This is a genomic window from Paraburkholderia agricolaris (assembly GCF_009455635.1).
GTDB lineage: Bacteria > Pseudomonadota > Gammaproteobacteria > Burkholderiales > Burkholderiaceae > Paraburkholderia > Paraburkholderia agricolaris.
In genome coordinates this window covers 3,081,839-3,104,558 of sequence record NZ_QPER01000002.1, presented here as the reverse complement: position 1 = coordinate 3,104,558, position 22,720 = coordinate 3,081,839, and the positions used below count along the sequence as shown (strand labels likewise).

Sequence of the window (22,720 nt, the reverse complement as noted above, 5' to 3'; positions counted from 1 at the left end):
GATCAGCCAGATGAGTGTTCTTGCCCGATTGCCATCGTTTCGAGAGGAGATCACGGGGCCGTGAAGCTGCAGTCGCCGTGTCATTAAGGAAGTGCAGGAGTTGTCGGCTATGACCTGGAAGGGCCAGAGCACGGCGGCGGAACAGTAATTTCCAGGAGGATGACGATGTCGGATTACCTGCGCATCGAAGGGATTCACAAGCAGTTCGGTTCGACCCCGGTTCTGAAGGATGTCAATCTGACAATTTTCAAGGGGGAAATGGTCTGTTTTCTGGGCCCTTCGGGTTGTGGCAAGACCACCTTGCTACGGATCATCGCGGGTCTGGAGACGCAAAGCGCGGGCACCATCGCGCAGGCCGGCAAGGACATTTCCATGCTGCCGCCCATGCTGCGCGACTACGGCATCGTGTTTCAGTCGTACGCGCTGTTTCCGAATCTCACGGTCAACGAGAACGTCGCCTATGGTCTGACGAACAGGAAAGTGCGCAAAGCGGTGATCCGCGAGCGTGTGGCCGAACTGCTCGCGCTCGTCGGTCTGCCCGATAGCGGCCCAAAACATCCCGGTCAACTGTCCGGCGGCCAGCAGCAGCGCATTGCTCTCGCGCGGGCGCTGGCTACTTCGCCCGGTCTGTTGTTGCTCGACGAACCGTTGTCTGCGCTCGATGCGCGGGTGCGGGTTCGTTTGCGTCAGGAGATCCGCCAGCTGCAACAGCGCCTCGGGGTAACGACGATCATGGTGACGCACGATCAGGAGGAGGCGCTTTCGATGGCCGACCGCATCGTGGTGATGAATCACGGCGTGATCGAGCAGGTCGGCACGCCGACCGAGATTTATCGCGAGCCAGCAACGCCGTTCGTTGCCGACTTTGTCGGCAAGGCCAATATTCTGCCGGCCACCGTGAGTGCGAACGGCGCGATCCAGGTGGGTGACGTCGGCCTGAACTGCGTGAAGGTGAGCGAGTCGCTCAAGGGCGGTTCGCGAGTGTCGCTGTTCCTGCGTCCGGAGGATCTCGTCGTGCGGGGCGTCGACACGAAAGCCGGCAACACGCTGAGTGGCCGTATCGAGAAGCTGGAATTTCTGGGGGCATTCTGCCGGGTCAGCGTTCAGGTGGACGGCATGCCCGGGACTGAAGTACTGGCCGATCTGTCGTATCACGATATGACTGAATTCGACCTGCAGGAAGGCTCGGTGCTTAATCTCGCTGTCCTCGGCAACCGCGTGCGGATCTTCGGTGAAGACCAGCGGAGGGTGCAATGAGTACGACACTCACCGAACCAGGAAAAGACGTGATGCTTACCGAAGTACGGCAACGTACCCACTGGCAGGATCGCATCGGCCATGCGGGCATGCTGCTGATGGGATGTTTTCTGCTGCTGGCCCTGCTTGCGCCGCTCACGATGGTCATCATGCGATGCGTCGAGGATCGCGATGGGCGCTTCGTCGGTCTCGCCAATTTCACGTCGTACTTCCGGACCCCGGCGCTGTGGAACTCGGTTGGGCATTCGCTGTTTGTTGCGGTCTCGGTGACAGCGATTACGATTCCGCTCGCCTTCACGTTCGCGTACGCCCTAACGCGCAGTTGCATGCCGTTCAAGGGACTCGTGCGCAACATCGCTCTGATTCCACTTCTTGCGCCGACGCTGCTGTCGGCGGTGTCGTTTATCTACTGGTTCGGCAACGCAGGTCTGCTGCGGCGCTGGATGGCCGGTCACAGCATTTATGGCGCACCGGGGATCATCGCGAGTCTGGTGTACGCGGCAATGCCGCACGTGTTGATGATCCTGATCACTGCGTTGTCGTTGACGGACGCACGCCTGTATGAAGCCGCGGACGCAATGGGTACGAGCCGTTTGCGCAAGTTTTTCACGATCACGCTGCCCGGCGCGAAGTATGGTCTGATCAGCGCGACAATGGTGGTGTTCACCATCTGCGTGAACGACTTCGGCGTACCGATCGTGATCGGTGGCTCATACAACGTGCTGTCCACCGACGTGTACAAGCTCATCGTCGGTCTCCAGGATTTCAATACCAGTGCGGTGGTGAGCATTCTGCTGCTGCTGCCGGCACTCCTCAGCTTCGCTACCGACTTTTTCGTCAGGCGCAAACAGCGTTCGCTGCTTGGCGCGCGCTCGGTGCCATATGAACCTAAGAGGTCGCGCGGTTTCGACCTGGCGATGCTGGCGTACTGCAGTGTCGTGTGTCTTCTGATGATGGCGATTGTCGGGATTTCGATTTATGGCTCGTTTGTCCACTTCTGGCCGTACAACCTGACGCTTGGCCTAAGTCATTACCGGATGGGGCTCATCGGCGCAGGCATCATCGGCGCGTACAAAAACAGCCTGGAAATGGCGGCGCTGGTCGCGACAGCGGGGACTGCGCTGGTGTTTGGCGGGGCCTATCTGGTCGAGAAAACGCGCGGCATGGACTGGCTGCGCCCAGTCATCAATCTGTGCGCGGTTCTGCCGATGGGTGTGCCGGGTCTCGTACTCGGGATTGGTTATATCTTCTTCTTCAATCATCCGGCCAATCCGCTCAATTTTCTCTACGGGTCGCTGCCGCTTCTTGCCATCGTCACGATCATTCACTACTACTCGTCGAGCCATCTGACCGCCATTACCGCGCTCAAGCAGATCGACAACGAGTTCGAGGCGGTATCCGCGTCGTTGAAAGTGCCGTTCTATGTCACGTTTTTCCGCGTCACCGTGCCGGTATGTTTGCCGGCCATTCTGGAAATCAGCCGCTATTTCTTCATTAACGGCATGACGACGATCTCGGCAGTTGCCTTCCTTTATTCGCCGGGTACGCAACCAGCGTCGGTGGCGATCCTGAATCTCGACGAGGCCGGACAGATCGGGCCGGCCGCGGCGATGGCAACGCTGATCGTGGTGACCTCAGCTCTTGTGTGTGTGCTGTATGCGTTAGTGAATCGCTTCCTGTTGGCGCGCACGCAGCGCTGGCGCTATACGTCGCGTAGCCGATAACGCACCCCGGCAGAGCAAACAGGAAATAGCGATGAGACCTTTCTGGCTTGAACAGGCATTGCGCGGCGAAGCGTCTGACGCGCCGGCTTTGCAGGGCGCGGTGAACGCCGATGTTTGTATCGTCGGCGGCGGATTTACCGGTCTTTGGACAGCGCTGCAATTAAAGCGCGCCAATCCCCATCTGGATGTCGTGCTGATCGAAGCGGATATCTGCGGTGCGGGTGCGAGTGGCCGTAATGGCGGCTGCTTGCTGACTTGGGAAACCCGCTTTCTCACACTGCGTCGACTATTCGGCGAAAGCGAGGCACTACGGCTCGTAGAGGCTTCGCGCCAGACGGTCGATAAGATCACAGCCTTCTGCCGCGAGCATCGAATCGATGCGCAGATTCGCGTCGACGGCACGTTATATACCGCGACGAGTGCGGCCCAGATTGGCAGCGCTGAAGCCGTTAAAGCCGCGCTAGATGAGCGCGGCATGGGTTCATTCGTCAGTCTCGACGTCGAAGAAGTCCGCCGGCGTGCAGGGTCGAAGCGGCACCTCGCGGGTGACTTCTCGCCTGTCGCCGCGACGGTGCAGCCCGCCTTGCTCGTGCGCGGACTGCGACGCGTCGCCTTGGAGATGGGGGTTCGTCTGTATGAGAAGACCGCCTTCGAATCGCTGAGTTATGTGCCGGGTCCGCTGGTTCGCACGACGTACGGAGAGGTGCGCGCAAAGCGCGTCGTGCTGGCGATCAACGCGTGGATGGCGCAAACCTTCCCGCAGTTCGAGCGCAGCATTGCGCTCGTATCGAGCGACATGATCATCACCGAACGCGCACCGGAAGTTCTGGAGCGCCTGGGATTCACGAACGGTCTGTCGGTGCTCGATTCACGGACCTTTGTCTACTACTACCGCACTACGCCCGATGGCAGGCTGATGCTCGGCAAGGGCGGCAATACGTTTGCGTATGGCGGTCGCGTGCTGCCGGTGTTCGATCAACCCTCGCCGTATCGGGCAGCGCTTGCGCGCGATCTAAGCGGGTTTTTTCCTGAGCTCGCGTCGGTGCCGATCGCCGCAAGCTGGAACGGGCCGTCAGATCGGTCGGCCACCGGATTGCCGTTCTTCGGCCGGCTCGACGAACGGCATGACGTGTTCTACGGTTTCGGCTATTCGGGAAACGGCGTCGGACCGAGCTATATGGGCGGCGAGATCCTGTCGTCGCTCGTACTCGGTCTCGACAATGCATGGACGCGTTCACCGCTCGTTCGTGGCCCGCGCGGCGTGTTTCCGCCGGAACCGATTCGCTACGTTGGTTCACTTGTCGTACGCGACGCGATTCGCCGCAAGGAAAGCGCGGAGGACGCCGGCGCCAAACCCTGGTGCTTCGATGTAGCGCTCAGCCGCCTCGCGCAAGCGGCGGGCAAGTCCGACAAGGCATGACATCTATCAGATCTACTAATAGTACGGAGACAAACGTGAATGCTGAACTGGATCCAGTTCTTCTTACCCCGGGCCCGCTGACAACCTCATTGATCACCAAAAGCGCCATGCTACGCGATTGGGGATCGTGGGATACCGACTTCAATTCAATCACCCGCAGCCTGCGCGCCGATCTGGTGGACATCGTGCACGGGCGCGACACGCATGTTTGCGTACCGCTGCAGGGAAGCGGCACCTTCTCGGTGGAGGCGGCAATCGGCACGCTGGTTCCGCGCGACGGCAAGGTGCTCGTGCCGCAAAACGGTGCGTACTGCAAGCGCGTTGTGCGGATTTGCGAGTACATGGGCAGGCCCGTTGTCGAACTGCCGATTGAAGAAGGCAAATTGCCGACCGGCGCCATGATCGAGGAAGCACTCCTGCGCGATCCGGCGATCACCCACGTTGCGCAGGTGCATTGCGAGACCGGTACGGGCACCCTCAACCCTTTGCAGGACATTGCGCAAACCTGTGCGCGGCTTGGCAAGGGACTCATCGTCGACGCAATGAGCTCGTTCGGGGCGATCGGGATCGACGTTCGCACGACACCGTTCGATGCGCTCGTTGCTGCTTCGGGGAAATGCCTGGAAGGCGTCCCGGGAATGGGCTTCGTGATTATCCGGCGCGAGGCGCTGGAAAAGTGCCAGGGCAATTCAGCTTCGCTGTCCATGGATCTTTACGATCAGTGGGCTTACATGGAAAAAACGTCGCAATGGCGCTTCACGCCGCCGACGTCCGTTGTTGCCGCATTGCGCGCAGCGGTGGATCTCTTCAAGGCCGAGGGCGGTCAGCCGGCACGCGGCAAACGGTACCAGGCCAATTGCGACGCCCTGGTCAGCGGGATGCAGGACCTGGGCTTTCGCACGTTCCTGCCTCGCGACGTGCAGGCGCCGATTATCGTGACGTTTCACGCGCCGGAAGATCCGGCTTACGAATTCCGCACGTTCTACGAAAAGGTCAAGGCCAAGGGTTTCATTCTTTACCCTGGAAAGTTGACGGAAGTCGATACGTTTCGCGTCGGATGTATTGGTGACATCGATCGCGATGTCATGCGCAGCGCAGTAAGGGCGATCGAGGAAACACTCGCGGAAATGGGCGTGAAGCAGATTTCACACCACAAGATCGTCGCGTAAGAGCACGAAGACGGTTGCGTCGCCCACGCGACTCACCCGGGTGTTGGTGGCATTTTCGTTAGCGTTCTGGTTTGAAAGGCGGACAGGCCACTGTTGTCAGCGGCAACCTCATCCCGTCAGCGCATTGATACGCCGGCGGCGGTGAGGCCTTTGTGAAAAATCCTCATACCGGGAGTAAGAAATGTTCAAGCAAAAAGTCACCCCTCAGCGCAGCGCGTCCCCTTTGCACGGTGTCCGTACGATCGCGCTAATGACGACTGCCGCGATCGCGCTGCTGGTCGGCAGCACGGCTACGGCGGTGGCCAAGACCACCCTGCTGGTCTATACAGCGCTTGAGGACGAGCAACTCAAGCCGTACGCGGATGCGTTCGAGCAAGCCAACCCGAACATCGAGATCAAATGGGTGCGTGATTCGACTGGCGTGATTACGGCCAAGATTCTCGCCGAGAAGAACAACCCGCAGGCCGATGTGATCTGGGGCCTCGCCGCGACCAGCATCGCGAAGTTCGAAAGCGACGGCATGTTGTTGCCGTATGCGCCGAAGAATCTGCCTGCCATGAGCGCTGCGTACCGCGATCCTAAATCGCCGCCGAACTGGTTTGGCATGGACGTATGGGGCGCGACGATCTGCTTCAACACTGCGGCTGCCGCAGAGCAGCATTTGCCGAAACCGCAGAGCTGGCAGGACCTGACGAAGCCGATCTACAAAGGCAAGATCGTGATGGCGGACCCTGCCTCATCGGGGACGGGATATTTCGATGTGACCGCGTGGTTGCAACTGTTCGGCGAGCAGGGCGGCTGGCAATACATGGATGCGCTCGACAAGAACATCGCGCAGTACAACCATTCGGGCTCCGCACCGTGCACGATGGCTGCATCAGGCGAGTACCCGATCGGGATCTCGTTCGAATACCGCGCGGCAACCCTCAAGGCGCAGGGCGCGCCAATCGATCTTGTGTTTCCGAAGGAAGGGCTGGGCTGGGATCTGGAGGCGTTCGCGATCATGAAGAACACGACGAAGCTGGATGCCGCGAAAAAGCTTGCCGACTTTGCGTCAAGCCGGGAAGCGAACTCGCTGTATGCGAGAAGCTATGCGATCACGGCGGTGCCGGGAACGGCCAAGCCTCTGCCGAATGTCCCGACCAATTACGCAAGTCTGCTGGTCAAGAACGACTTTACGTGGGCGGCAAACAACCGCGCCAAGATCCTTGCACAATGGGCTCAGCGCTATTCTTCGAAGAGTGAGGCCAAGCAGTAACCCGGGAAATCAGCGCGAAGCGACAAAAAAGAAAACTTGCAGGTGCGCTACGCCGCGCCATGAATGGATCCTTGCACAGCGGCGGGCGGTGTTTTGACGTAGTGTGTTGGGGTTGGCGGATACGTGGCCCACTGTCTCTGTGTGCAACGTGCATGCCAACCCACTCCGCTATCGTGTGCGGGCGGAAAAAAACAGAATATATGGAGGTGGCAAATGTTGATTGGCGTACCGAAGGAAATCAAGAATCACGAGTATCGTGTAGGCCTCACGCCGGCAAGTGTGCGTGAGTTGACCGGGCGTGGTCATCAGGTGGTGGTGCAGACAGCAGCAGGTGCCGCAATCGGTCTTTCCGACGACACCTACGTCGCTGCTGGCGCGACCCTGTCCGACAGCGCGGCAGAGATCTTTGCGAAAGCGGACATGATCGTCAAGGTCAAGGAGCCTCAACCCGTTGAGTGCGCGATGCTGCGTCCCGGGCAGATTCTCTATACGTACCTGCACCTCGCCCCGGATCCCGAGCAGACCGCGGCATTGGTGAAGTCGGGCGCCGTTTGCATCGCGTATGAAACCATCACCGGTCCGGGGGGCGGCCTGCCTTTGCTGGCGCCCATGAGCGAGGTGGCCGGCCGTATGTCGATCCAGGCAGGCGCGGCGCATCTGGAAAAGTCAAAGGGCGGTATTGGCGTATTGCTTGGCGGTGTTCCAGGCGTGGCGCCGGCTCACGTGGCGATTATCGGTGCAGGTGTCGTGGGCACCAATGCTTTGCAGATGGCCGTGGGCCTGGGCGCCAAGGTGACGATTCTCGACACGAATGTTGACCGCTTGCGTCAGCTCGACCTGGTCTTCGGAAATCGTATTTCCACACTCTACTCGAATAGTCAGAGCATTGAGGAATCGGTTCTGGACGCGGATCTGGTGATTGGCGGCGTACTCATTCCGGGTGCGGCAGCACCCAAGCTGGTCACACGCAGCATGATCAAGGCGATGAAAGCAGGGACGGTCGTCGTCGACGTTGCGATCGATCAGGGCGGTTGCTTCGAGACGTCGCATGCGACCACCCACGCGGAGCCAACCTACGTGGTTGACGATGTCGTCCACTATTGCGTGGCTAACATGCCGGGGGCCGTAGCGAGAACCTCGGCTTTCGCGCTGAATAACGCGACGATCCGGCACGCGGTCGCACTGGCAGAAAAGGGCTGGAGACGTGCGTTGAGTGAAAACGCGCATCTTAAGGCAGGCCTGAATGTCTGCGAAGGTCACGTCACGTACGAAGCGGTCGCGAAAGATCTTGGCTATACCTACGTACCGGCAGATCAGTTGTTGAACTGAGCTGGCAAGCGAGTGTAATAACCGGTCGCGAGTGCGAGGTCAAGGCTGGTGACGCGGGTCGACGTGACTATGTCCGCAACGCCTGACCCGGGCTATCGCATTCGCAACGCGTTCCATTTTTCGCCGTAGGACGGTCGAAACGGCACCAGAATATAGTTAGACATACGAAGTTTAACACCGGGACTCGCCCGTCCATTCGACGGCCGGGAATGCATTATTTCAACAAGATGATAGTCGCGTTTGCGGCTGTCGTCGCGTACTTATCATCCTCAAGAACTCCCGCTGTTCTTACTCCGGAGGCGGTGCTGAATGGGCTGAACTCAGTGCAGACGCGACTCTTAAAACCGTGGAGGGTATGAATGTTTGAGTGTAACGACAACGAAAGGACGCAGCGCCGGGAGGTTCGTTGCGATGGCAAGCTCATCCAGGAAATACCGCGCGAACGGATCGATGATCCTGGCGTTGATGAGGTGCGCCCGCGTTGGGGGTACTACGTGGATTCCTCGGCTGTACCTGACCAGTAGTCCGGCGAGTGTAAAAGACGGCCGATATCTTTTACCGCGAGCTCCAGTGCGAGTCGAAAGAACAGGTGGTTAAGCCCGGGTTTTGACGCTCACGAGCAAGCTTGGGGTTGGAATACCCACGCAAGAAGCCGTCGACTCGCACCTGCCGCCGGTGCCGCGTTCGTATTTTCACAGGGGATTCGCAGAGACGGGAAGACATGAAAAGTACCCTCGCAGAGTTGCTTGCATTCGCTACGATTGCAGATACTGGCTCGATGACAAAAGCCGCTGAACGGCTCCTTCTGAGCACGCCGGTGATAAGCCGGATATTGCGGCGCCTCGAAAATAAGCTTGACGCGACCCTGATCCGACGCACCACGCGCAGGCTGGAGCTAACCGAAGAGGGCGCGATCTTTCTCGAGCAGGCTCGTAGCATCATTGAATCCGTCGAATTTGTGGAGGCTCAGATCGCGCTACGTCGGGAGGTGCCCGCCGGCTTACTGCGGGTCAGTGCGGCGGGGCCGTTCATGCAGCATTTGATTGTTCCGCTGATCACAGACTTTCACGCCGCCTATCCAGGTATCGAAATCGAGCTGAGCACCTGTAACGAAATCGTCGATCTGATGGAGGAGCGCACCGATGTTGCAATCCAGGTCGGTGAACTGCGCGACTCATCAGTGCATGCGCGGCGCCTGGGCAGTAGCCGTTTGCGCATTCTCGCGAGTCCGTCATATCTGACTGAACACGGCGAACCCGAGCGTGTCGCCGATTTAAGCATGCATGCGCAACTCGGTTTCTCTCAGACGGAGACATTGAATCATTGGCCGCTTTGTCATTCCAGAGGGGATTCTTTTCTCATCAAGCCAGTCTTGCGAGCGTCGAACGATGAGACTTTGCTTGCGCTCGCTGTGGCAGGCGCAGGAATCGTCTGTCTGGCCGACTACATGACGAATGCGTTCCGTGCGCGCAATGAGTTGGTCGAGATACTGGCCGACAGCACTGCGGATTGCTATCAGCCCGTCTATGCCATCTACTTCCGAAATACAAAGCTGTCTTCGTGGATGACGAGATTTCTCGACTGTGTCAGTTCGCAGCTACGCAAGTGCGATCAGATTGACCAGAAAGAACATGTGACGCGCAGCCAGCTCACCTTGATGGCGCGAGGCCTTTCTGTGGCAGTACCGATATCTGCTCCGTAACACTCATTGACTCAGACGAATCGTTATCGAACCGGGGCTGTTGTCTCACGTAATTTTCGAACCTCCAGACGTTCTCGCGGCGCTCTTCACTCGCTGTAGCAAACCATAATTTTGTTGACAGTTGACGATTTAGTCTGCTAATGTTAGACATTACTTCTGCTCGGTCTGCCATGATTGACGCGCCATCGATCGGTACAATCCAGTTGCTCAAAAAGCACTCGCTTACAACGCTTGTGCAGGACGAACTCGAACGCCTGATTCTGCGCGGCGAACTCGCTCCGGGTGACAAACTAAACGAAGCACAACTGGCCACTCGTCTGGGCGTCTCGCGTGGTCCGGTGCGGGAAGCATTTCGCGCGCTCGAACAGGCGGGATTGCTGCGCACGGAAAAGAATCACGGCGTATCGGTGAAGATGTTGTCGCTTAAGGAAGCAGAAGAGATCTACCAGGTTCGCGCCATGCTGGACGAACACATTGGCCGGTTGCTGGCCAACGGTATCTCGGCCGAGCATCTGAACTCGCTGCGCCAGATCGTCGAGTTAATGAAACGCGCGCAGAACAGCCACGACGGGCAGACTTACGGCCACCTGAACCTGCAGTTTCATGACACGATGGCTGCGGCGGTCGGTAATGAGAAATTGCTTGATACGTACCGGGGCCTCGTCCGGGAACTCAGCCTGTTCCGGCAAACAGCCCTGACGCTTGACGAAGAAGCGATCGATCAGTCTGCCCACGAGCACGAAGCGATCATCGAGGCAATTGCCGCCGGTGACTCGAATCTCACCGAGAGCTTAATCCGAAGCCACCTGGATCATGGCCGGGAACGCATACGGCGGTCTCGTCAGGTCCGCCAGGCGAACGAGCAGAGTTCGGTACCCGAGGTGAATTGAGCGGCTTGCTTGCGCAGTCGCTCAATGTCCCGCTTGCGGACGAAACGAACCTCGCCGAAACGTCACCGGCTTCTTGCCTGGATCAATACCTGTCTGCTTACCGCATGTGGTAGATCTGCGTTGAGAAACGTACGCCGATTGCTGCGGTAGAGAACGGTGTTCAGATGCAGGCGATCAACTCGACCGATATCACCTCGCCGTGAAATAGCGCTTTCAGTACGCGCAAGAGACGTTCTGCTCAATCGACCCTGCACTGCGTAGTGCCTTCAATGCGGTCGCACCTCGTCAACGCCAGGATATTCGATCCGCCCGCGCGATACTTCTTTCTCCTGCGCCCCCTACGCTGCACCGCCCCATCACATTCTGCTTACACTCGTTAGTGAGGCATTTTGAGGCAATTTCTGACGAAATGTTGCGCTCAAAATTCTGATGGAGTAGGCTTCGAAACAGTCGCCAAGTTGTCTACCGTTACGCGGGGTTCTTCTTCAATCACTTTGGATAGCGAAGCAAGTGCTGAAGGTTATTAGGCAATCGAGAAGAAGAAAACGGCGATCAGTACCTTGAAGGCGTTCGCCTGCGCGGGTGCGATTTGAAGTATCGCAATACTGGTTCGACACAGGGGCGGAGGATATCGCTGCCTACAGCGCGTCGCAGGTACGAAGTCAATCATCTTTTCAATCTGGAATGTCACGTCGTCTGTCGCATTGATGCAGGGCGCAGTTGCAGGGTCTTATGGCAGGAAGGGTACTGGAATCATGGAGAATCCAGGCCCGTGTCGATTGAGGCAAGCTGCAGAGAAATGCTCCACCTTCACTGAGGTCTTTGTGAACGGTGACAACAGAATAACTTTGTCTGGCAATAGTAAGCGCTGTTGAGTCCTTTTACAGCGGCCCAGCGTTTGACGTGTAATCAAAGTGTCAGAAACTGATAGACCGACTGACGGTGTTGTCGCTCGCTGCGACAGCCGTTGGCGGCGCGCGCGTATTGGCGATGCATCTTGACGATCTGAAAAGACAGGCGAGGCACGTTACTTTCATAAGCTGCTCCTGGAAACACATGTAGTGCCTGGACCACCATGTAGGACCTAAAACGTATCGAGGAGATGTCATGGAAAAAAGCTGGCAGAAAATTCGTTTGAGTAAATTAGGATTCCTACTAACAGCGCTCGCTCTTGGCGGAGTGTCGGGCTGCGGCGATGATCTGGGTAAAGCGGCGTCGACGGGGCAAGTTAGTCCCTCAGCGACGAACAGCCTTGCGGGCGGTTCTGGCGCGACGCAAAAGGTACTCATAGTCGGTCTTTCCGGTGTTCAATACAGCGCTCTGCAAGCCGGCATCGCAAATAATCAGCTGCCAAATTTGAAGACCATGGCAGTCGTTCCAGCCTTGGCCGGTGGATTCGGCGGCACAACGACACAGCAGGCTACCCTCTCCGGTCCAGGGTGGGCCAGTGTCTTGACCGGCACATGGGCAAATCGCCACGGCGTTCGCAGCGACTATGCGGATCAGGCACTTGAAGCCGATCCGCTTTTCAAACTCGCTCAACAGGCGGGCGCAAATGGAACGGCTGCTTTCGCCAGTTGGGGGACCATAAACGCTCTTCTTTCGCCTGCGATCGGGGCGGGCTACGTCAATACGTCAATCAACTGTCAGGGAGTGGACAGTTGCGTGATGAGCGCAGCCACTAACGCCATCTCATCGGGCGCCGACAGTGTGGTCTTTGCAAACCTGACCGGACCTCAAACGGTAGCGGCGGCATCGGGTCTGGGCGGCAACTACCCCAATGCGATCACGACAGCGGATGGTGAAATTGGTCAGTTGCTGAGCGCGATAAAAACACGCGAAGGTCAAAGTGGAGTAAATGAAAACTGGCTTGTGCTTGTCACGACCGACCAGGGGCTCGATGCAACGGGGAGCGAAAGCGGCTTGCCGCTGCTCTCGAATGAGACCGGCTTTATCGCGGCAAATCAGGCGCTGACTATCGGCAGTTCGACGGCCGCGCTCGGCACAGTACAGCCTGCGCCCACGTTGGCTCAACTCACCACCGGCGCAACGCAGGCGGATATAACGCCTACTGTTCTAACGTGGCTTGGCGCGGTGCCGAATCCGAGTACCTACGCGATCGACGGAACCTCTCTGATTGGCAATATCGGAGCCAGGTCGCTTCAGGCGGCACCACGAAGCGATCTCGCCAGTTTTAATCTGACCTGGACGCCCCCTCCGACAACGCCTTCTCAATTCCAGTTGTACCGGGGCGGGAATCTCATTGCGACATTGCCCGGGAGCACGCAATCCTACGTCGACTCGCAACTCGGCGAGAGTAGCAACGGACTCTACACGTTCAATTACACGCTGGTTGGAAATAACGCAGCGGTGTCGACTCTTGCACAAATCAACTATGTCCAACCCGTGGCATTGGATCCGACACTCGCAAGTGGCCTGATCCACTATTTCTCTTTTGACAGTGGACTATCGGACGTCATCACACCTTCGGTCGCGATCGCTCAGTTCAATTCAAGCTCCACGACCACCGCGTCGTTCGTGACTGACAATTTCAATGCGGAAGCGCTGCAGGTCGCATCGCTGAATACGGCGTCGAACGCGTTGAACGGAATGAAACTGGTGGATGACGTCACCAATAAACCCCAGTTCACCATCGGCTTCTGGTTTTACTCCGGTGACGGTCAAAACGACTCCCCCGTGGTCACGAACAAGGACTGGAGCACAGGGCTCAATCCTGGTTTCACCATTGCGGAGGAAAGCAGTGGCCAACTGAAGTTCAATATTGCAGACGGCTCAGTTCGCTCCGACGGCTCGCTGAACTTCACGAAGAATGCGTGGATCTATGTCGCCATGACTGTGGACACGACAAGTACAAAAACGGCGATTGGCTACATCGATGACCCGGTCTATGGGCTGGAAACGACGACGCTCAGTATGAGCTCGATGAATATGTCGAAGATACCTGGCGTGTATGGAACCATCGGATTCAACGAGAGCGCAACCGGAAAATACTATTCAAGCGGACAGGGCGTTCCCGGAACAATGACGTTCAATGACATGACGATGTGGAACAAGATACTGACCTCGGCGCAAATCAATTCGCTTTACGCATCGAACAAGTCTTTGTCGACACTCAACCCATAATTGCAGGTGACGTCATGAACATGAACGACTTAACTTCATCGTCTCCTGATCGGATTCGCGCTGCCATACCGGCATGGTGCGTGGTCGGAATTATCTCTGTGTGTTTGACGGCGTGTGGCGGGGACTCATCCTCGTCTTCCTCCGCCAGTTCGAGTGCTGGAGGAGCGCCAATGCAGGTCGCGGCAAATCCGGCCTCTGGCGCGAGTTCCGTGGCTCCCGTGCTCCATTGCGCCCCCTGAGCGTGATTTTCAGGCGCATAGGCGAACAAGATAAACAGAGGTGAGGAAATGCATTCCAATACACGACGCAATTTTCTGAAGATGGCAGCGGGGTCCCTTAGCGCTTCGGCAATGAGCGCCTTGATCCCCTCGCTTATCCGTGAAGCGGTTGCCGCGCCGGCGGCGAACACAACGGGAACGATCAACGACGTCCAGCATATTGTCATTTTCACTCAGGAGAATCGGGCTTTCGACCATTACTATGGTTCGTTACAAGGCGTGCGAGGTTTCAACGACAGATTCGCCATCAGCTTGCCAAACGGTGCACCGGTCTGGCAGCAGCCCACCAGCAGCACGGGCAGCTATATTCTGCCGTTTCATATCGACACTACGACTACCAGTGCGATATGTATCAACGCCGCTGCAATGGACTATCCGACCGACATCGGTATCTGGAACAAAGGTCTTTACAACGCGTGGAATACGGCGAGAACCCCCGGGTTGGGGATGAGCTACTTCACCCGCAATGATTTGCCGTTCTATTACGCACTGGCGGATGCGTTCACGATCTGCGATCAGTATCACTGTTCGACGCTAACGCAAACGAACCCGAATAGACTTCACGTGTTCAGCGGCAGCAATGGTTTGTCGGTCGGACAAACAGCGGTACTCGACAACTCGGAACCCGTATCGACGTGGCCGACGGTCGCCGAGACTTTGCAAGCTGCGAATATAAGCTGGCGCGTCTATCAGGAAACCGATAATTTCGATGACAATGCGCTCGCATGGTTCGCAAACTTCAAGAACGCTCCAACGTCCAGTCCGCTTTACAAGAACGGTCTCGCAACGGTACCGGACATCGTGCAGGCGTTCGCCGCGGACGTGGCCGCAGGAACGCTTCCTCAGGTTTCGTGGATTGTGGCGCCGGCAGCGCAGTCCGAACACGCCGATTATCACCCGTGTGACGGCGAGGATCTTACCGCTCGTTTGCTGGCGGCCCTGGTTGCCAATCCCACGGTTTGGGGGTCGACAATCTTCCTGCTTAACTATGACGAGAACGGAGGGTTTTTCGATCACGATCCGCCGCCGATGCCGCCCGCTTCCAGCACGCAGGGGCAGACGACAATGACGACACAGGGTGAGATAACAGCGGGGCAGCCGATCGGCCTCGGGTTCAGGGTGCCCATGCTCGTGATTTCACCGTGGAGTAAGGGCGGCTATGTCTGCTCCGAACTGTTTGACCACACTTCGACGATTCGCCTCATTGAAGAGCGATTTGGGATTCATTGCCCCAATATCAGCCCGTGGCGTCGGTCTGTTTGCGGTGACCTGACCTCGGCCTTTAACTTCAAAACGCCTGACGCGACCGCGCCGAGCCTCCCAAGCACCAGTACCTATGTATCGACGGGAAACAGCGAATGCAGCAACCTGCCGGCTCCAACGGTACCGACAACTCAATCGATGCCGGCACAGGAGTCGGGCACACGCCGGTCGCGCGCTTTGCCCTATGAACTCCACGCCAGTGGTCGAGTCGTACCCTCCGCTACATCGTTCTGGCTAATCGTTGCAAACTCAGGCACGGCAGGCGCGGCCTTTCAGGCTTTCGACCTCGATACGCCGTCTAATCCGCCGCGTCGCTACGCGGTAGATGCGGGCGCTCAGATTACGGATAGCTGGAGCGGAGCCACGTTGACGGGTACCCGATACTCACTCGCCCTGAAGGGACCAAACGGCTTCTACCGTCAATTCTCCGGCGACATTGCCTCCACTTCGGGAAGCAATGCCGCGAATCCAGAGATTAGAGTCTGCTACGACGTAGCGAACAGCGCGGTGTATCTGACCATGATGAACACAGGGAGCGCGAGTTGCACGTTTGTGGTGGCTGCCAACGCATACGTGAGCGGAGGGCCGTGGACTTTTCAGGTCGCTGGCGGCGCGGTGGCGGAGACTAACTGGTCCGTCACGTCGAGCGCCAACTGGTACGATTTCACCGTAACCGTTCAACAACAGTCCTCGTTTCTTCGACGGTTCGCGGGGCGGCTGGAGAACGGAAGCGACCTGACGAGTGACCCAGCGGCAGCTTGAACAGTTTTAGATCCTGCGTCTAGCCGGATATGTTGGAGCGCAGTACCGCAATACTGCGCTCCAACAGCACGGTCACGCCGCTTCTCCACCACGCGTATCGAACTCCGGACGTCATTCGATGACATCGTAAGCCGCTTGAATGTAGACGTATCAGCGGAACACAATAGTCCGGTGACCGTTGACGATTACCCGATGTTCCAGATGCCACTTCACTGCCCGTGAGAGCGCGACACATTCCACGTCACGTCCGATCATCGTCAGTTCCTCTGGATCCATCGCATGGTCGACGCGCTCGACGGCCTGTTCGATGATCGGTCCTTCGTCGAGATCGGTCGTCACGTAATGCGCGGTTGCTCCAATCAGCTTCACGCCTCGGTCGTAAGCCTGACCGTAGGGCTTGGCACCCTTGAAGCTCGGCAAAAACGAGTGGTGAATATTGATCGCGCGCCCCGTGAGCTTCTCGCACAGGTCTGGTGACAGCACCTGCATGTAGCGCGCGAGGACCACCAGATCGATCTTCTCTTCTTGTACCACGTCCCAGATCTTCGCCTCCTGTGCGGCCTTCGCTTCGGTCGAGGCTTTCATTAGCGGAAAATAGTGGAACGGGATATCGTAACTGGCGGCGAGTTGATAGAAATCCTTATGGTTCGAAACAATTGCGGGAATCTCGATGTTCAGTTGCCCGGTGCGATAGCGGAACAGCAGGTCGTTCAGGCAATGGCCGAACTTCGACACCATTAGCAGGACGCGCGGCTTGTGCGAAGCATCGGCGATTTGGTATTGAATGTTCAGACGTTGCGCGAGCGGTTCGATCTGCCTGAGCAATTCGTCGCAGGTGGCACCGCCTGCTCGCATCTGAAAATGCATGCGCATAAAAAAGCGCTCGGTGTGACGGTCGCCGAACTGCGCCGAGTCGACGATGTTGGCGCCGTTCTCGAGCAACGCGCCCGAAACCGCATGCACAATGCCGGGTTGATCGGGACACGACAACTTCAGGATGTAGCTGTTTTCAGGGTATGACATGGACGGTTCCCGTTTGATCAGCTTTTTACGCGTTCTGAACGCGGGTCGTAGGGCGCTTTCAGATGGACGGTGGCGGGCAACAGATCGCCGGCGACGTCGATCTCGTAGCGGCCGCCCGTCAGATACGCGGTGTCGGCCGTGCCATCCGGGTTGTTGATATAACCCATCGCTACCGGACAGCCGAGCGTGTGCCCGAACGCCGCCGAACTGACGAAGCCGACGGGCTTGCCGTCACGCAGAATCGCTTCGCCGCCCCACAGCATGCGATCGGCGGCGCCATCGGCGGTGAGCACCACCATACGGCGGCGCAGCGGTTCGGCGCGTAATTTCAGCAAGGCATCGCGGCCACGGAACGGAATGTCCTTGTTGAGCTTGCACGCGAACGACAGACCGGCTTCGAATGGATTGGTGTCCGGCGTCAACTCGCGGCTCCACGCGCGATAGCCTTTCTCGATACGCAGCGAATCGATGGCGTAATAGCCTGCGTTGACGAGACCGAACGCCTTGCCCGCGGCGTGCAGTGTTTCGTAGACGCCCACCGCGAATTCCACGGGCACGTACAACTCCCAGCCCAGTTCGCCGACGTAGGTGAGACGCGTAGCGCGCACCGTCGCGTAGCCGAGATCGATCTCGCGGCTCTGGCCGAACGCAAACGCCTCGTTGCTCCAGTCCGCCTTCGATACGCTTTGCAGCAGTTCGCGCGAGCGCGGGCCCATCACGGCCAGTACCGCGTACTGGCCGGTGACGTCGACCAGCGTGCAGTGTTTGTCGTGGGGGATCGACTTCTCGATGTAGTCGAAATCGCGCGTAGTCTGCGCCGAGCCGGAGACGATCAGATACTGGTCGTCGGCAAGGCGGGTCAGCGTGAAGTCGGACTCGTACGTGCCACGCTCGTTGAGCATGCCGGTATAGACGGTGGTGCCGGGCGGTACGGCAACGTCGTTGGTGACGATGCCTTGCAGCACGCTTTCCGCGTCGCGTCCCTTGACCAGAAATTTGGAGAACGACGTCATGTCGAACAGCGCGACGCCTTCACGGCACGCGCGATGTTCGGCGCCGCTCCACGGCAGCCAGTTCTGCTGGCCGAACGCGTAATCGATCTGAGCTTCGGCGGGTGTCGGCGCGAAGAAGTTGGCGCGTTCCCAGCCCATCTTGCTGCCGAAACAGGCGCCATTGTCACGCAGCAGCGAATACAGTGGCGACCGGCGAAATGGCCGCGCGCTGTCGAGTTCACGATTTGGCCACGGCATTGCATAGTGCAGGCCAAGCGTTTCCTTCACGCGATCGTGCAGCCACGTGTCGTTGCCGTTAAAGCGCGCAAAGCGGCGGATGTCGACCGGCCACAGGTCCATCGTAGGTTCGCCTGCGACGATCCATTCGGCGAGCGCCATGCCCGCGCCGCCCGCCGACGCAATTCCCATCGAATTGAAACCGGCGCCGACAAAGAAATTGCGCAACTCAGGCGCTTCGCCGAGGATGAAGTTGTTATCCGGCGTGAACGATTCGGGGCCGTTATAGAACTGCTTAACCTGCGCCGTTTCGAGGGCCGGCACGCGTTGTAACGCGCTTTCCATCAGGATCTGGAACTGATCCCAATCATCGGGCAGCAACTGGAATTCGAAATTCTCCGGGATGCCGTTCATGCCCCACGGCTTCGCATTCGGCTCGAAACCGCCCATCACGAGGCCGCCCACTTCTTCCTTGAAGTAGGTGTAGCCGTCCGGGTCGCGCATCACCGGCAGGTCCGGATGCACGCCGGCAATGCGCTCGGTGACGATGTAGTAGTGCTCGGCCGAATGTAGCGGCACGGTCACGCCGCACAGGCGGCCAACCGCCTTGGCCCACTGGCCCGCGCAATTCACGACGATATCCGCGCTGAGCGTGCCTGTTTCGCCATCCTTGTTGAGCCAGGAGACGCCGCTTGCTTCCCGGCCGACAGCTGTTTGCCGCGTATGGACCGCGGTGATGCGAGTGTTTTCGACGATGCGCGCACCGCGCGTGCGCGCCCCACGTGCAAGCGCCTGGGTCAGGTCAGTGGGGTTGGCTTTGCCGTCGCCGGGTAGCCAGACTGCACCGAGCAGGTCGTCGGTGCGCATCACTGGCCACAACTCGCCGGCTTCCTTGGGGCTGATCACATCGCAAGTCACGCCGTAGGCGCGCGCGACGGCGGCGGTCCGCTTGAGTTGCGTCATCCGTTCCGCCGTGCGCGCGACCGACAGCGAGCCACACTGCTTCCAGCCGGTCGCGAGGCCGGTCTCCGCTTCCAGTTCGGCATAGAGCGCGGTGGAGTAGCGGATCAGCTTGGTCATGCTTTCCTGCGCGCGCAATTGACCCACCAGGCCGGCCGCGTGCCATGTGGTGCCGCAGGACAGTTGACCTTGTTCCAGCAGGACCACATCGGTCCAACCCATTTTGGTCAGGTGATACGCCACGGAACAGCCGATAACGCCGCCGCCGACAATCACAACTCGAGCGTGTTGTGGGATGTTTGTTGACATGTGTTGAGTATCCGCAGGTAAATGTGGAAGATAGCCAAGCTCCGTGATCAAATGTTTCCACATAAATCCACATAAGGCAACACATTTGCAGAATTGACGAGTGAGGAGGCCGCCGGGCGGTTATGACGGCAATTGCGAAAAAAGGGCGCGATATGAACGTGCAGCCGCAGGTCGTAGCGGTCCCAGATTCGGGGAAAATCCTTGATAGCTCGCCTTTTCATACGATTTCCGGATCGAAAACCGGAGCTTGCGTCTTGACGTTTTGGCGCAATCACGAGCTAGACGCGGCTTGCGTGGCAACATGCGAAAGCGGCAGTTGCGCTGGAAAAAGTGGGAAGTCCATTAATTTTTTGTGCAATGTCGTGTACATGTGTGGTTATTGTGTTGTATTGTGTGGTTTTTGGAGGGCGATAAATCCCCTCGCGATGTCGAAGAGGTGATCTGACTGGCGGCGAGGGCTGGTTCTTGCCGTCCGGGCGAATGAGGCATGAAGTTGCGCATGACAAATGCATATCACTAAGGAATGCGAATGGACGTCCCTAAGCGAAGCGAGATCGTCATCATCGGTGGTGGGGTGATCGGCTGCAGCATCGCCTATCACCTTGCAAAACGTGGCAAGACGGATGTCGTGTTGCTCGAGCGCCTGATGCTGACACACGGCACGACTTGGCACGCGGCCGGTCTGGTCGGTCAGCTACGTTCGTCGAACAATCTGACGCGGCTTATGAAATACGGCGCGCAGCTCTACAAAACGCTTGAAGCCGATACAGGGCATTCGACCGGCTGGCACGGCGCCGGCAGTCTGCGACTGGCGGCGTCGGAGGATCGCTGGACCGAGTTGCGACGGGCCGCAACAGCAGCGAAAGGGTTTGGTTTGAACGTCGAACTGATCAGCCCGGCTGAAGCACAACAGCTCTTTCCACTGATGGAAACGGACGGCCTTATTGGTGCAGCCTGGATTGAATCGGACGGTTATGTCGATCCTTCTCAATTGACGCAAGCCTATGCCGCGGGCGCGCGTGCGATGGGGGTAAAGATTATTCAAAACGTGCTGGTCCGTGGGCTCCGTTCGGATGGCAGACGCGTGCGGGCGGTCGAGACAGATCTGGGCGAGATCGAGGCCGACGTGGTCATCAACTGCGCGGGCATGTGGGGGCGCGATATTGCGCGCATGGCGGGCGTTCGGGTACCCGTCTGCGCAGTCGAACACCAGTACCTCGTTACTGAGAAAAGTACCCGGATTCCTGACAATCTTCCAACACTGCGTGATCCCGACGCGCGCTTTTATGTGAAGCCGGAGCCCGGCGCGCTATGTGTCGGCGGGTGGGAAGATGCAACGGTGCCGTGGGGTACAACCGGCGTGCAACCGATGCCAATCGATTTTGGACCGGAGTTGCTGCAGCCAAATTTTGACCGCTTTGAACAGTATGGCGTCGATGCCGCTGCGCGTATTCCAGTTCTCAACGAGATCGGCATGCGTGACATGATCAATGGGCCGATCCCGATCACCGCCGATGGCGAACCGATCATTGGACGCTCACCGGCACATGACAATTTTTACCTATGCTGCGGATTCACATCTGGAATCGCGGCGTCGGGAGGGGCGGGCTGGGTCATGTCCAACTGGATCATCGACGGTGACCCGGGTATGGACCTTTGGGCCTTTGATGTCAGACGCTTTGGGCAACCCCATGTGGTTGAGCGCTTCATGATCGAGCGTGCTATTGAAAGCTATGCTCGCTATTACGCGGTGTCATATCCGGGCAGTGAAAACCATGCGACTCGGGGAGCCCGCTGCAGTCCACTGTTCGAGACGCTCAAGGCGCAAGGCGCGGTATACGGTGCGAAGTTTGCCTATGAGCGGCCGAACTGGTTTGCCAGCAGCGACATCCCGAAAGACGACACGCCCAGCTTTTCTCGGGGCAACTGGTTCGAAGCCGTGCGCAACGAACATCGTGCGGTGCGCGAGCGTGCGGCACTCATTGATATGAGTTCGTTCTCCAAATATGAGCTCCACGGGCCTGGTGCGCTACCGCTGCTGCAGTATCTGTGCGCGTCGAACATGGATCGTCCACCTGGCAGTGTGATCTATACGCAAATGCTCAATGAGCACGCCGGCATCGAGGGCGACGTGACCATTACGCGCCTTGCCGCGGATCGCTTCTATCTCATCACGGGGAGCGCCTTGGGCGTGCGGGACAGATCGACCCTCGAGCGTTACGTGCCGATGATCGTCGAGAAGCACGGCGCGGTGTCTATTGTGGATGTGTCGTCTGCGTATGCGGTGATCAATCTGTGTGGCCCGCGCGCGAGAGATGTTCTGGCGGCGCTGACGAGCGCGTCTCTCGACAACAATCGGTTTCCGTACATGAGCGCGCAGGAGATCGATATTGGCTATGCACCCGTGCGAGCACTACGGGTCACCTATGTCGGCGAACTCGGCTGGGAACTACACGTGCCTACGGAGTATGCGCAGGATTTGTACCGCAAGCTCCATGAGGTAGGGCAGGCATTCGGTATTGCCAACGTTGGATATCGTGCAATTTCCAGCCTGAGAATCGAAAAGCACTTCCTGGTATGGGGCAGCGATATCTCTCCTGATGACAACCCCTATGAAGCCGGGCTTGGCTTTTGCCTTGCAGCCGACAAGGTTGCAGGCAAGATCGACTTCATCGCGGCCGCGGCGATCGACTCCATCAGGCGCGGCGGCGTCAAGCGCAAGCTGTGCTGGTTTACGACAGACGGTGAGATGCAGATGTTTGGCGGCGAAGCACTGCTACGCGGAGAGCGCGTTGTGGGGAGCGTGACCAGTGCCGACTATGGACATACGATCGGCAAGAATATTTTTGCTGCGTATCTTGAAGTCAGTGAGCTCGAAGATCGCGAATTCGTGGTTGAGATCATGGGTCGGCACTTTCCCGCGCGACGCCACGACAAACCGTTGTACGACCCGGAGCGTGCTGCAATCCTGCAATGAATCTCGCATTGCATTCTGACGGGCAG

At 58.3% G+C, this 22,720-nt stretch carries 13 protein-coding genes; 11 read left to right on the top strand and 2 right to left on the bottom strand.

What is annotated here, in order from left to right:
* The first annotated feature begins 165 nt into the window (after positions 1-165).
* From GH665_RS35145 to GH665_RS35100, 10 genes are all read left to right on the top strand, one after another.
* A complete protein-coding gene (locus GH665_RS35145) occupies positions 166-1,257 on the top strand; it encodes a putative 2-aminoethylphosphonate ABC transporter ATP-binding protein (RefSeq protein ID WP_153141653.1) in 1,092 nt (363 codons plus the stop codon).
* Positions 1,254-2,981, top strand: a complete 1,728-nt coding sequence (locus tag GH665_RS35140) for a putative 2-aminoethylphosphonate ABC transporter permease subunit (RefSeq protein WP_153141652.1) — start codon at positions 1,254-1,256, stop codon at positions 2,979-2,981. The genes GH665_RS35145 and GH665_RS35140 overlap by 4 nt, the downstream gene beginning before the upstream one ends.
* Before the next feature lie 31 nt (positions 2,982-3,012).
* Positions 3,013-4,401 carry an FAD-dependent oxidoreductase gene (locus GH665_RS35135; RefSeq protein WP_153141651.1) on the top strand — a complete coding sequence of 463 codons (1,389 nt, stop codon included), beginning with the start codon at positions 3,013-3,015 and terminating at the stop codon, positions 4,399-4,401.
* Between the two features lie 35 nt (positions 4,402-4,436).
* On the top strand, positions 4,437-5,570 hold the full coding sequence (locus GH665_RS35130; RefSeq protein ID WP_246216470.1) for a 2-aminoethylphosphonate--pyruvate transaminase: 1,134 nt from the start codon (positions 4,437-4,439) through the stop codon (positions 5,568-5,570).
* A gap of 250 nt (positions 5,571-5,820) precedes the next feature.
* Complete coding sequence (locus tag GH665_RS35125; protein ID WP_153142463.1) at positions 5,821-6,828, top strand: putative 2-aminoethylphosphonate ABC transporter substrate-binding protein; 1,008 nt, start codon at positions 5,821-5,823, stop codon at positions 6,826-6,828.
* A gap of 213 nt (positions 6,829-7,041) precedes the next feature.
* Positions 7,042-8,157, top strand: a complete 1,116-nt coding sequence (gene ald, locus GH665_RS35120; RefSeq protein ID WP_153141649.1) for an alanine dehydrogenase — start codon at positions 7,042-7,044, stop codon at positions 8,155-8,157.
* Between the two features lie 721 nt (positions 8,158-8,878).
* The gene (locus GH665_RS35115; protein WP_153141648.1) at positions 8,879-9,859 is read left to right on the top strand and encodes a LysR family transcriptional regulator; all 981 of its coding nucleotides are present in this window, start codon (positions 8,879-8,881) and stop codon (positions 9,857-9,859) included.
* A gap of 173 nt (positions 9,860-10,032) precedes the next feature.
* Positions 10,033-10,749 carry a phosphonate utilization associated transcriptional regulator gene (locus tag GH665_RS35110; RefSeq protein ID WP_153142462.1) on the top strand — a complete coding sequence of 239 codons (717 nt, stop codon included), beginning with the start codon at positions 10,033-10,035 and terminating at the stop codon, positions 10,747-10,749.
* Between the two features lie 1,107 nt (positions 10,750-11,856).
* Positions 11,857-13,893: a hypothetical protein gene (locus GH665_RS35105; protein WP_153141647.1), complete on the top strand. Its 2,037-nt coding sequence runs from the start codon at positions 11,857-11,859 to the stop codon at positions 13,891-13,893.
* 287 nt (positions 13,894-14,180) lie between these two features.
* Complete coding sequence (locus tag GH665_RS35100) at positions 14,181-16,196, top strand: phosphocholine-specific phospholipase C (RefSeq protein ID WP_153141646.1); 2,016 nt, start codon at positions 14,181-14,183, stop codon at positions 16,194-16,196.
* A 150-nt stretch (positions 16,197-16,346) separates the two neighbouring features.
* On the opposite strand, the gene purU is transcribed toward GH665_RS35100, so the two are convergent.
* Together purU and GH665_RS35090 are read right to left on the bottom strand one after the other, a co-directional pair.
* Positions 16,347-17,219, bottom strand: a complete 873-nt coding sequence (purU, locus tag GH665_RS35095) for a formyltetrahydrofolate deformylase (protein WP_153141645.1) — start codon at positions 17,217-17,219, stop codon at positions 16,347-16,349.
* 17 nt (positions 17,220-17,236) lie between these two features.
* Positions 17,237-19,717 (bottom strand): GcvT family protein, encoded by a 2,481-nt coding sequence (locus GH665_RS35090; protein ID WP_153141644.1) that lies wholly within the window; start codon positions 19,715-19,717, stop codon positions 17,237-17,239.
* A 529-nt stretch (positions 19,718-20,246) separates the two neighbouring features.
* Here GH665_RS35090 and GH665_RS35085 point away from each other — a divergent pair.
* Positions 20,247-22,694 carry a GcvT family protein gene (locus tag GH665_RS35085; protein ID WP_153141643.1) on the top strand — a complete coding sequence of 816 codons (2,448 nt, stop codon included), beginning with the start codon at positions 20,247-20,249 and terminating at the stop codon, positions 22,692-22,694.
* The last annotated feature ends 26 nt before the right edge of the window (positions 22,695-22,720 follow it).